The 12116-nt window shown below is 48.8% G+C and carries 9 protein-coding genes; 5 read left to right on the forward strand and 4 right to left on the reverse strand.

Annotated features, from left to right (window positions below; translation table 11 throughout):
- Nucleotides 1-158: 158 nt before the first annotated feature.
- Complete coding sequence (locus HMPREF2608_RS10800) at nucleotides 159-1511, forward strand: polynucleotide adenylyltransferase PcnB (RefSeq protein ID WP_070827031.1); 1353 nt, start codon at nucleotides 159-161, stop codon at nucleotides 1509-1511.
- Nucleotides 1512-1617: 106 nt separating this feature from the next.
- Here HMPREF2608_RS10800 and rpoD read toward each other — a convergent pair whose 3' ends face one another.
- Together rpoD and dnaG are read right to left on the reverse strand one after the other, a co-directional pair.
- A complete protein-coding gene (rpoD, locus tag HMPREF2608_RS10805; RefSeq protein ID WP_070827032.1) occupies nucleotides 1618-3570 on the reverse strand; it encodes an RNA polymerase sigma factor RpoD in 1953 nt (650 codons plus the stop codon).
- Nucleotides 3571-3764: 194 nt separating this feature from the next.
- The gene (gene dnaG, locus HMPREF2608_RS10810; protein WP_070827033.1) at nucleotides 3765-5537 is read right to left on the reverse strand and encodes a DNA primase; all 1773 of its coding nucleotides are present in this window, start codon (nucleotides 5535-5537) and stop codon (nucleotides 3765-3767) included.
- A 329-nt stretch (nucleotides 5538-5866) separates the two neighbouring features.
- Here dnaG and HMPREF2608_RS10815 point away from each other — a divergent pair, with 329 nt between their 5' ends.
- Nucleotides 5867-7303, forward strand: coding sequence for an NAD-dependent succinate-semialdehyde dehydrogenase (locus tag HMPREF2608_RS10815; protein WP_070827034.1), 1437 nt, complete (start codon nucleotides 5867-5869; stop codon nucleotides 7301-7303).
- A gap of 694 nt (nucleotides 7304-7997) precedes the next feature.
- Here the strand turns inward: HMPREF2608_RS10815 and HMPREF2608_RS10820 are convergent.
- Together HMPREF2608_RS10820 and HMPREF2608_RS10825 are read right to left on the reverse strand one after the other, a co-directional pair.
- Complete coding sequence (locus HMPREF2608_RS10820; RefSeq protein ID WP_003680720.1) at nucleotides 7998-8984, reverse strand: malate dehydrogenase; 987 nt, start codon at nucleotides 8982-8984, stop codon at nucleotides 7998-8000.
- Nucleotides 8985-9105: 121 nt separating this feature from the next.
- Nucleotides 9106-10080 (reverse strand): PhoH family protein, encoded by a 975-nt coding sequence (locus HMPREF2608_RS10825; protein WP_004520317.1) that lies wholly within the window; start codon nucleotides 10078-10080, stop codon nucleotides 9106-9108.
- Nucleotides 10081-10182: 102 nt separating this feature from the next.
- Here HMPREF2608_RS10825 and HMPREF2608_RS10830 point away from each other — a divergent pair, with 102 nt between their 5' ends.
- The 3 genes from HMPREF2608_RS10830 to rlmB all read left to right on the forward strand — a co-directional run bounded on the left by HMPREF2608_RS10830 (nucleotide 10183) and on the right by rlmB (nucleotide 12010).
- Complete coding sequence (locus HMPREF2608_RS10830) at nucleotides 10183-10893, forward strand: AzlC family ABC transporter permease (protein ID WP_070827035.1); 711 nt, start codon at nucleotides 10183-10185, stop codon at nucleotides 10891-10893.
- Complete coding sequence (locus HMPREF2608_RS10835; protein ID WP_003680717.1) at nucleotides 10890-11198, forward strand: AzlD family protein; 309 nt, start codon at nucleotides 10890-10892, stop codon at nucleotides 11196-11198. Before HMPREF2608_RS10830 ends, HMPREF2608_RS10835 begins: the two co-directional genes overlap by 4 nt.
- A 62-nt stretch (nucleotides 11199-11260) precedes the next feature.
- Nucleotides 11261-12010: a 23S rRNA (guanosine(2251)-2'-O)-methyltransferase RlmB gene (gene rlmB / locus HMPREF2608_RS10840; protein ID WP_004520319.1), complete on the forward strand. Its 750-nt coding sequence runs from the start codon at nucleotides 11261-11263 to the stop codon at nucleotides 12008-12010.
- The last annotated feature ends 106 nt before the right edge of the window (nucleotides 12011-12116 follow it).

Here is a 12116-nt window from a genome sequence, read left to right on the forward strand (position 1 = left end):
GCTAATTAATCGAACTTCCATAAGGTATAATGGCACGTCTTTTTTAGGCCGTCTGAAGCCTTTGCTCAATGTTTTGTTCCTTCTGCGGCAGAATATTGTGCAAAGGCTTAAGCCAGACAAGTTTCAGACGGCCTTTTTTATTGTGAAAAGAGCTGCTTATGTTAAAAAAATGGCTGCATAAAGTGTTGCCTAAAAAACACGTCAAATCATTGCCCGAAAAGGAAATTATCCCGCTTGAGCAACACGGTATCCGTGCGGATATGTTGAGCTTTGCCGCGGAGAAAATTGCCAAACGCCTGCATGAAGCCGGTTTTCAGGCTTATGTTGTGGGTGGTGCCGTTCGGGATTTGTTGCTCGGGGTCGAGCCCAAAGACTTTGATATTGCAACCGATGCCACGCCGGAGCAAATCCGTAAAGTATTCCGCCGCAGCCGCATTATCGGCCGACGCTTCCAAATCGTTCATGTGATGATTGGCCCTGAAACCATTGAAGTGACGACGTTCCGCGGTGGCGATAAGGTTCAGCAAAATGCGCAAGGCCGTATTATGAAGGACAATACTTACGGCAGCATTGAAGAAGATGCCATGCGCCGCGACTTTACTTGCAATGCGCTGTATTACGACCCGATTAAAGAGGAGATTTGGGATTTCCATCAGGGCGTGGCTGATGTTGCCGATAAAAAATTGGTGATGATAGGCGATCCTGCCGAACGCTATCAGGAAGATCCTGTCCGTATTCTTCGAGCCGTCCGTTTATCGGGTAAATTGGGTTTTGAAGTAGAAGAGCAAACTGCTTTGCCGATTGCTGAATATGCAGGCCGTCTGAAAAATGAGCCGGTTGCCCGTTTATTTGATGAAATTCTGAAAATCCTGTTTTTCGGTTATTCCCGTGCCTGTTTGAAACGGCTAAACGAGTTGGGTATTCCTGAAGGCATCCATCCGCTTTTAGATGCCTTGAAAACTGCTGAAGCGGCCGACAAACGTATGATTATGTTGGCCTTGAAAAATACCGACGAGCGTATCCGTGCGGATAAGTCCGTTTCCGTCGGTTTCGTATTGGCGGCAGTATTGTGGCCGACACTAAATGCTATGTGGCAACGAAATCTGAGCAATGGACAAAAACCTGTCCCTGCATTGATGGATGCGATGAACACCATGCGGGATACGGTGGAAAAAGGTTGGGGCGTACCGCAACGATTTTCTGCAACTATGCGTGAAATTTGGCAATTTCAGCCGCAATTTGACAATATGCGCGGTGCACGCCCGTATCGCCTGCTATCACAAGCCCGTTTCCGAGCCGCTTATGATTTCCTGATTTTGCGTAGTGAGGTTGGCGAGGTTGATAAAGAGATGGCTTCTTGGTGGACAACTTTCCAACATGCTGATGAGGAAACCCGTCAGCAAATGACTGCGGCCAATGATCACAAACGTCAGAAACAAAGTGGATCAACCGATGGCAAACCTAAACGTCGCCGCCGTCGTCCGAAAAAGAAAACCACTGAGGCCGAATAAATTATCAAATAAATTTAAGGCCGTCTGAAGCGATTAAATCTTTTGAGATTTGGGCCTTTTTGTATTGCAATAAAAAACCGCAGGCTTTTTAACCTGCGGTTTGCTTTTATGATTTGTTTTCTTCGCTATCGAGGAAGCTGCGGAGACGGTCGCTGCGGGTAGGGTGGCGCAGCTTGCGCAGGGCTTTGGCTTCGATTTGACGGATACGTTCACGGGTTACGTCAAATTGTTTGCCGACTTCTTCGAGCGTGTGGTCGGTATTCATATCGATACCGAAACGCATGCGTAACACTTTGGCTTCGCGCGGTGTCAGGCTTTCGAGGATTTCTTTGGTTACTTCGTGCAGGCTGGTGTACATCGCAGCTTCTGCCGGAGCAACGTTGTTTGCATCCTCGATGAAGTCGCCCAAGTGCGAGTCGTCGTCATCGCCAATCGGTGTTTCCATGGAAATCGGCTCTTTGGCGATTTTCATGATTTTGCGGATTTTGTCTTCCGGCATTTCCATCAGCTCGGCCAGTTTGGCGGAATCAGGCTCTTCACCGGTTTCTTGCAGGTATTGGCGCGAGATACGGTTCATTTTGTTGATGGTTTCAATCATGTGAACCGGAATACGGATCGTACGCGCTTGGTCGGCGATGGAACGGGTAATCGCTTGGCGGATCCACCATGTGGCGTAAGTCGAGAACTTGTAGCCGCGACGGTATTCGAATTTGTCCACCGCTTTCATCAGACCGATATTGCCCTCTTGAATCAAATCAAGGAACTGCAAGCCGCGGTTGGTGTATTTTTTGGCAATGGAAATAACCAAACGCAAGTTGGCCTGAATCATTTCCTGTTTGGCTGCTGAGGTTTCTTTCTCGCTCAACACCATGTTTTTGTTGATTTCTTTCAACTCTTCGATGGAAATTCGGGTTTCGGCTTCCATATTTGCCAGCTCGGTTTGTTTTTCGAGGATGGCGTGGCGGAAACGATCCAATGCGTTTGCCCATACACGGCCTTTGGCTACTTCTTCTTCTACCCATTTCAAATCGGTAATGGCTGGTAGGAAGTTTTTGATGAAGTAGTCGCGTTCCATGCGGACGCGGTCGATACAGATGTCGCGGATTTCGCGTTCGAGTTTGCGGATGTTTTCAACGCGGCTGCGCAGGTTGCTGCTCAGGTTTTCGATTTGACGTGTGGCAAAACGGACTTCCAACAGTTTGTTGGCAATGGCATCTCGGTGTTTCAGGTAGTTGGCGTGTTGGCTGCCGTGTTTTTCCAACTGCTTGATCATTTTGCCGTATTCGCTCTCGATAAAGGCGAAGTGTTCCAAAACTTTTTGTTTCAGTTCGGCCAAATGGGCGGCGGATATGGCTTCAGAGTCGCCGCCGGAGTCGTCTTCATCTTCCTCGTCGCCATCTTCATCATCGCTATCGGTTTCGCCTTCTTCGTCATCTGGTTTGGCATTTTCCAAATGACCCAAGCCCAATTCGTTCAACAAGACTTCATTAGGGTCGATGATGGCTTCAACCACTTCATCAACACGGATTTCGTCGTTGCGGACTTGTTCGATCAACGCCAGAATTTCGGCAATCGATCCTGGGCAGGCGGAGATTGCCTGTACCATGTTTTTCAGTGCATTTTCGATTTTTTTGGCGATGATGATTTCGTCTTCACGCGTCAACAGATCGACTTGCCCCATTTCACGCATATACATACGCACAGGGTCGGTTGTGCGGCCGAATTCTGAATCTGCGCTGGAGAGTGCTGCTTCGGCTTCTTCAACGGCATCGTCGTCAGTCATGGCGGCGGCGTTGTCGCTCAAGAGGATGTCTTCAGCATCTGGGGCTTGCTCGGTTACTTGGATACCCAAGCCGGAAATCATGCTGACGATGTTGTCGATTTGCTCGGCGTCGGACATATCGTCGGGCAGGGCGTCGTTAATTTCGGAATAAGTGATGTAGCCGCGTTCTTTACCCATAATAATGAGTTGACGCAGACGGGCGCGCTGCTCTTCGATACTCAAGGGACGGTTGTCATCTTGGTCTTGGTATTCTTCGTAGTTTTGATTTTTAGACATGGATTGCTCTCTAGGTTGATAGGATGCCGACGGTTTACGGTGATGTGGCCGTACCTGAAGGCGGAGCAGAGCTTTTTGTTGTGAAATCAGATTTCACTTTAATACTCTGAGGCCGTCTGAAAATATTACGGATGGAGTGTTCTGCGTGTCATGTTTCGCAGCGTGTGTTTAGATTGTTCAGACGGCCTGAGGGGTTAGTTTTGCTTTGCCGTCAAAAGCGACAGCAATAGTCTTTTTTCATTTTCGGTCAAACCAGTTTGAATACTTTTTTGCTTTAAAGTTTCGATTTGACTGTATTTTAATTCATTTAACAACTTTTTCATGCCGATTTGGAAACTTTCGCAATCTTCTTCGTTATCCCCTTCCATTTCTTCAGAATGAAGGGTCGATAAAAAGATTTGATTGACGGTTTCCTCATAGGGTGAGCCGCGCATATATTCAAGCACTTGTGCAGTTGCAGGAGTCGTATCGTGATGCTTGATTGTTTCGGCCAAATTGGCAAGGCAGGCGAAGTCGCCACTTAAAGCCAGATAATCGGGCAGGTCTATATATGAAGCCCAAGCCGGATTTATCAAGAGGCTGCGTATCTGTCTTTGAACCAGCGTCAGCATGGTTGGCTGTTTGACAGAAATAGGCGGCAGTTTGTAACTTTTTTGTTTGACGTGCCGCTTTGGCGCTTCTTGCCCGAGTAACTGGGCGAGATTGTCTGGGTCAATACCTACCAGCTCGCTGAGTTTTTGTTTCAGAAGATAGCCTAATGCCGGCGCGGCAATCTGAGCCAAAAGCGGAGAACTGGTTTTGACCAATTCTGCTTTGCCTTCTTGTGTATTGAGGTTGAGGCCGTCTGAAAGATGTTCCCAAAAGTATTCCGATAGGGGCTTGCTTTGGTTTAACAAGGCATCTTCAAATTGAGCCTTGCCATAGGCACGGATATAGCTGTCCGGATCGTGTTCTTCGGGTAGGAAGAGAAAATGCAGCGATTTATCGTCTTTTAATTGCGGTAACGCATTTTCCAGCGCGCGCCAAGCCGCTTTACGTCCCGCACTGTCGCCATCAAAACAAAAATAAATACTGTCTGCCTGACGCATCAGAATTTTGATGTGTTCCGCCGTAGTTGCCGTACCCAAAGCCGCTACGCCGTAGCCGACGCCGAACTGCGCCAATGCGACCACGTCCATGTAGCCTTCGACCACCAAAATCCGTCCTGCCTCTTTTACGGCAGCACGCCCTTCATATAGCCCGTAAAGGTTTTTACCTTTGTCAAACAAAGGCGTATCGGGAGAGTTGAGGTATTTGGGTTTTGAGTCGTCCAATACGCGGCCACCAAATCCGATAACCTGCCCACGCGGATTACGGATAGGGAACATAACACGATGGCGAAAGCGGTCGTAATGTTTGCCTTCGTTATCAATGACCATGCCCGTATCCACCAACGCAGTATTCGGATAGGGTTGGAATACTTGTGCCAAAGGTTGCCAACCGTCAGGTGCATAGCCCAAACCATAATGCGCGATGACTTCCGCACTCAAGCCGCGTTTATCCAAATAGGCCTTCGCAGCAGGATTAAATTTCAACTGTTGCGCATAAAAATCTGCTGCCGCTGCTGTCGTTTCTTCCAAAGTCTGTTGTTTTTTCTTACGTTCGGCACGGATTTCGGGGTTGTCTTCCTGCCCACGAACTTTAGGTACCGTCATGCCGACGCGATCAGCCAAAAACTGCACCGCCTCCGGAAACGACAGCCCCTGATGTTCCATCACAAAACCAATCGCTGAACCATGAGCCCCGCAACTGAAGCAATGGTAAAACTGTTTGGTCGGGCTGACTGAAAACGACGGCGTCTTTTCCTTGTGAAACGGACAGCAGGCCATATAGTTTGCCCCGCCTTTCTTCAGCGGAACCTGTTCGTCGATAATATCGACAATATCGACTTTGGACAAAAGCTCGTCAATGAAATCAGATGGAATCATGGTTCGGCAGAAGAGGGTGGACGGAAAACATTTCAGACGGCCTTATAAACAGACAAAGGCCGTCTGAAAATGGAATTTCGAATGAGGGTTGAAATGAGTTTTGTATTATAGCAAATTGTTGTAATACATGTGTCCTATCCTTTTTAGGTAGAGTATTAATAATCGTATTTCATTCATTATTAAGATGGATATGATGTTGCTAAAGCAAAGGCCGTCTGTAAGATATTCAGATGGCCTTTGCTGTTGGTTTATTTTTCTATTTAGTTGCACTTTGATGGTATGAATATGATAATGAACGTATATCCTCGGTTTTAGAAAGGTCGTTTCTCATGAAAGATTTTGCCCGTTTGCTCAATCATCCCGATATTTCCTTTTCTCCGATTCCAGATGCCATTAGAGTTGATAACCCTGCAACAGGTGAGGCTTTGGCGTTTGTCCGTAAGACTGGTTCAGACGGCCTAAAGCTTTTGATTCAAAAGGCTGAAGCAGCACAAAAATTATGGGCGGCAAAAACTGCGTTGGAGCGTGCCGATGTGTTGTGGCGTTGGTATTTTTTGATTAAGGAAAACAAAGAAAAACTGGCGCGGATCATGACGATGGAGCAGGGCAAAAGTCTGGCTGAGGCGCGTGGCGAGATTGATTATGCGGCTTCGTTTGTGCGCTGGTTTGCGGAAGAGGCGCGGCGGATTGACGGCGATGTATTGACGAGTGTGAAAGCATCGCAAAAACTGGTTGTATTGAAACAGCCTGTCGGCGTTACCGCTGCGATTACGCCGTGGAACTTCCCGTCGGCGATGATTGCGCGCAAGGCTGCACCTGCTTTGGCGGTGGGCTGCGCGATGATAGTCAAACCTGCATCGCTCACGCCTTTGAGTGCGTATGCGTTGGCTGTACTGGCCTACGAAGCGGGCGTACCGCAGGATTTGTTGCCTGTTGTCAGCGGCAGTGCTTCGGAAATCAGCCATGAATTTGCTACGAATCCGACTGTACGCAAAATCAGCTTTACTGGCTCGACCGAAGTCGGTGCAAAAATTTTTGCCGACAGTGCGGCAGACATTAAAAAACTCAGTTTGGAACTGGGCGGCAACGCGCCGTTTATCGTGTTTGATGATGCTGATTTGGACAAAGCTGTCGAAGGTGCGCTTGCCAGCAAGTTCCGTAACAGCGGTCAGACCTGCGTCTGCACCAACCGCGTTTACGCTCAATCCGGCATTTACGACGAATTTTGCCGCAAATTGAGTGAAAAAGTGGCTGTGCTCAAATTGGGCAACGGCTTGGAAGATGGCGTAAACCAAGGGCCGCTGATTGAGGAAAAAGCGGTAGAAAAAGTTGAGCAACACATCGCCGATGCATTGGCTAAAGGCGCAAGTTGCCTGACCGGCGGCAAACGCAGCGCGTTGGGTGGAACGTTTTTTGAGCCGACTGTTTTAAGCAACGTTACGGCTCAAATGGCGGTAGCTCGCGAGGAAACCTTCGGGCCTTTGTGTCCAGTGTTCCGTTTTGAAACCGAAGTCGAAGTCATCGAGGCTGCGAACAATACGGAATACGGTTTGGCAGCTTACCTTTTCACCTCCGACACCGCCCGTCAGTGGCGCGTCAGCGAAGCCTTGGAATACGGCATGGTCGGTATCAATACGGGCTTAATCAGTAATGAAGTAGCACCGTTTGGCGGTGTGAAACGCAGCGGTTTGGGACGTGAAGGTAGCAAATATGGTGCGGACGAGTATTTAGAATTGAAATATTTGTGCATTGATGTAGCGGAATAAGGCTTACACAGTAAAGGCCGTCTGAAATTCGGTTTTCAGACGGCCTTTTTTAAACGCAGAAAAGGTATTGGGTAATTTTCATATTATGAGAACGAGCTTTATAAAAAAGCAAAACCATAAGAAATAAAGTTGCAAAAAATTTGTCACATATTTATAAAATTAGTTTGATAACTATTTTATATGTTTTTAATTGCATTAGATGTGTATTCCAAATTTCTGGCAGTAGTTTTTCTTTGAGTGATGGCAGAGGAAATTTTGGGATATATATCGCTGGCAATACAACCGTGAGTAAGGAAGGGTTGGTTCTTTTTGCTCGCACAATGTATGGCTTATACTGATACCGTGGGAACTTTATCCAGGCTGCAATTTTTGGGTATGATTTTTATAAAAAAGGTGATGGGAATGTTGAAGAAATTTTTAATCCTGTTTTGCGTAGCTTTCACCGGCTCATGCAGTTCCTTCCTTTGATGGAGACGGTTTGACAAATGGCTCATATTCTCAAGGGAAACGGCTTGACCCGAATTGTGATCATTATGCTGTCGGCGGTAGTGGCGGCGGTTGCACACCGGCAGGTCAATGGCATCTTAAAGATAAGCAAGGACAAAGAGTGCCATTCTAGCTTTTAAAAATGATTGTAGAACGGGCATTTAATTATTTAGGCCGTCTGAAATTTGGTTTTCAGACGGCCTTTGTTTTAGAGTAGATCCTGGATGGCTGAACGTTCTTCTTCCAATTCGGCCAGTGTGGCGGCGATACGTTTTTGGCTGAATTCGTCCGACAAATCCAAGCCTTGGACGATGCGGTAGCTGCCTTCGTCACAAATGACGGGGAAGCCGAAAATCAAACCTTCGGGAATGCCGTAAGAGCCATCGGATGGAACGCCCATGGTTATCCATTTACCGCTGCTGCCAAGCAACCAGTCGCGCAGGTGGTAGATGGCGGCATTGGCGGCAGAGGCTGCAGATGATGAACCGCGCGCAGCGATAATGGCGGCACCGCGTCCGGCGATTTTCGGCATGAAGACTTCGGTATTCCAGTCGGGTTCGGTAATCATGTCTTGGACGGACTCGCCGTTGCTGGTGGCGTAGCGGTAGTCGGCGTACATGGTTGGGCTGTGGTTGCCCCAAACGCACATTTGCTCGATGGAAGTAATCGGGCGGTTGATTTTTTCGGCAATTTGACTGACGGCACGGTGGTGGTCGAGACGCATCAGGGCGGTGAAATTTTCCGGCGGGATGTCGGGTGCGGATTTCATGGCGATGTAGGCGTTGGTATTGGCCGGATTGCCGACGACGAGGACTTTAACGTTGCGATTGGCAACTTTGTTCAACGCCGCACCTTGTACTTTGAAAATTTCGCCATTGGCGTGCAGCAAATCGGCGCGTTCCATGCCTTGGGTACGCGGACGTGCACCAATCAAGAGGGCGATGTCGGCATCTTTGAAGGCGACTTCGGGGTCGTCTGTGGCGAAGATGTCGGCAAGGAGCGGGAAGGCGCAATCCTGCATTTCCATAATCACGCCGCGCAATGCCTGTTGTGCCTGCGGCAGGTCGAGCAGCTGCAGGATAACGGGTTGGTCGCGTCCTAGCATGATGCCGCCGGCAATGCGGAACAGAGTGGCATAGGCGATTTGGCCTGCCGCGCCGGTAACGGCGATTCGGACGGGTGGTTTGAGGGTCATATTTTTCCTTTTGAAGTCTTTGTTTTACTTGATTTTCGGATTATAGCAGTATTATGGGGAGAATGATGTAGTAAGGCCGTCTGAAATTTGATTTTCAGACGGCCTTGAGTATTTGAAAAGATTATTCGCCGTTTTTCTTTTCAGCTTGTTCTTCTGCTGCTTCATAGGCTTCGACGATTTTCTGCACCAAAGGATGGCGGACAACGTCTTCGCTGGTGAAGGTGTGGAAATACAGGCCTTCTACATCGCGCAGTTTTTCTCGTGCATCTTTCAAGCCGGATTTGATGTTGCGCGGCAGGTCGATTTGGCTGATGTCGCCGGTAATGACTGCTTTGGCACCGAAGCCGATACGGGTCAGGAACATTTTCATTTGTTCGGGCGTGGTGTTTTGCGCTTCGTCCAAAATGACATACGCGCCATTTAAGGTGCGGCCGCGCATATAGGCCAGCGGCGCAATTTCAATCAAACCTTTTTCCATCAGTTTGGTTACACGGTCGAAACCCATCAAATCATACAGTGCATCGTAAAGCGGTCGCAGGTAGGGATCGACTTTTTGTGCCAAATCACCCGGCAGGAAGCCTAATTTTTCGCCTGCTTCGACTGCAGGGCGCACCAAAACGATGCGTTCGATTTGATGTTTTTCCATGGCATCGACTGCGGCGGCAACGGCAAGATAGGTCTTACCCGTACCGGCTGGGCCTAAGCCGAACACGACATCGTGGTTGAGCAAGGCGCGGATATAGCCGTTTTGGCGTGGGGTACGGCCGCCGATGCTGCCGCGTTTGGTGCGGAAATAGTATTGTTGGTCGTGGTGTTTTTCTTCGTGTTTTTCATCTGCGGTTTTGGCTTCAACGGCCGCTAGGCTGATAGCGTTGTCGTCCAAGTCGCCTTTTTCTGCGGCTTCGGCAAGCGACAGCAAGGCACGACGGCCGGCGTGTGCCAGTTCGCCCATGAATGTGAAATGTTCGAAGCGGCGGCTGATTTGGATATCAAGGGCTTTGCCTAAGGCTTCGAGATTGCTGTCGAGCGCGCCGCACAGGCGTTGCAACACGGTATTGTCAATTTCTTCAAACTGCAGATGGACGGTGTGGGTCATATTGGTTTCCGTAAATAAATCTAATTTTTCCGTATTATACCCTTGTTCAGACGGCCTGCTTTATAATACGTCGCTTCTTTTTAATAAACCGTTTCAATCAAAATGAATCACACTGCTTCTCCTCAATCGGAATTTCTGCGCGGTATCAAAGAATGTTCCCCCATGCTGATCGGCTTGTTGCCGTGGGCGCTGATTTTGGGTATGCAGGGTGGGCAGAAAGGCATGAGCTGGCTGGAAATGCTGTTGATGACGGGCATGAACTTTGCCGGAGGTTCGGAATTTGCCGCAGTCAATTTGTGGGCAAATCCTTTGCCGATTCTGCTGATTGCAACGGTAACGTTTATGATTAATTCGCGCCATATCCTGATGGGTGCGGCGATTGCGCCGTATATGAGGGATATGCCGCTGAAAAAGGCGATGCCCGCGCTGTTTTTTATGTGTGATGAAAGCTGGGCAATGGCGTTTGCTGAAATTCAAAAACGTAAGGCGGCAGGTTTGCCTGCATTCAATATGCCGTTTTATGCCGGCGTGTGTTTTATTTTGTATGTAACTTGGATTGGTTTTGCGGCGTTTGGCGCGGCAGTCGGCCCGATGTTCGGCGATGTGGCGGCTTGGGGCTTCGGCATGGCGTTTCCTGCGGTGTTTTTAGTGTTGCTGCGCGGTATGTGGAAGAGCTTTGCGGCTTCACGCCCTTGGTTTGTCAGCCTGATTGTGGCGTGCGCAACTTATTTGACCGTGGATGGCGCATGGTATGTTCCGGCCGGGACGTTGTCGGGCTTGTTGGCGGCGTATGTGTGGGGAGAGCAAAAATGAAGGATTTGTTGTCGCTGCAATCGTTTTTGCTGTTTTTAAGCATGTTGGCCGTTACTTATTCAACCCGATTAATCGGCTTTTTTGCATTGCGCAACCGTACATTGAGCCGTCGTGCGCAAGTGGTGATGGAGGCTGCGCCGGGCTGCGTGTTGATTTCTGTAATTGCGCCTTATTTTGTATCGGACAAACCACATGAGCTGATTGCCATTGCTTTGACGGTATTGGCCGCCAGCCGGTTTTCAATGTTGGTAACGGTATTAATCGGGGTCGGTACTTCGGGCATACTCGGTTATTTGATGAAATAAAAAATTTTCAGACGGCCTTACTTGTTATAATGGCCGTCTGAATTTTTTGATAAAGCAAAAACATGGCAAACCAACGACTCATCTATGGCTTTCACGCCGTCAATGCCCGTTTGTGGCAAAACCCGAAATCGATTACCGAACTCTATATCCAAGAGGGCAAATCTGATGCGCGTACCCGCGATGTATTGGATAAAGCGGCCTCTGAAAACGTACGCGTGCATTTTGCCGATGCTGACCGCCTGAATGCCATCAGCAAAGGGGCGCGTCATCAGGGCGTGGTCGGGTTTATCGATGCCTCCAAAAACCATGTTCACTTGGAAGATGTGTTGGAAAACCTGAGCGAACCACCGTTTTTGCTGGTATTGGATGGCATTACCGACCCGCACAACCTTGGCGCGTGTCTGCGTACTGCCGATGCGATGGGTGTACATGCCGTGATTGCGCCCAAAGACAAAAGCGCCGGCCTGAATGCGACCGTCAGCAAAGTTGCCTGTGGCGCGGCGGAAACCGTGCCGTATATTACCGTAACCAATCTTGCCCGTACTTTGCGTGAGCTAAAAGAATACGGCATTTGGATTGTCGGCACGGACATGGGCGGCGACTCCGACCTTTACCACTGCGATTTGCCCGACAGCGTGGCCTGGGTAATGGGCAACGAAGGCGAAGGTATGCGCCGCCTGACGCGCGAACATTGCGATATGCTGGTATCGATTCCGATGTTTGGCACAGTCGAAAGTATGAACGTTTCCGTCAGTGCAGGCATGGTATTGAGCGAAACCCGCCGTCAACGTGTGTTGAAATCGGAAAAATAAAAAGTTTAATTAAAAGGCCGTCTGAATGTTCTTCAGACGGCCTTTTTCAGGTTTTATTCTTTAACCAAAGGACCTGAGACCTTTGCAAAAAAGCCCTTCCTTCGAC

The sequence above is a fragment of the Neisseria sp. HMSC064D07 genome, assembly GCF_001837185.1.
GTDB lineage: Bacteria > Pseudomonadota > Gammaproteobacteria > Burkholderiales > Neisseriaceae > Neisseria > Neisseria flavescens_C.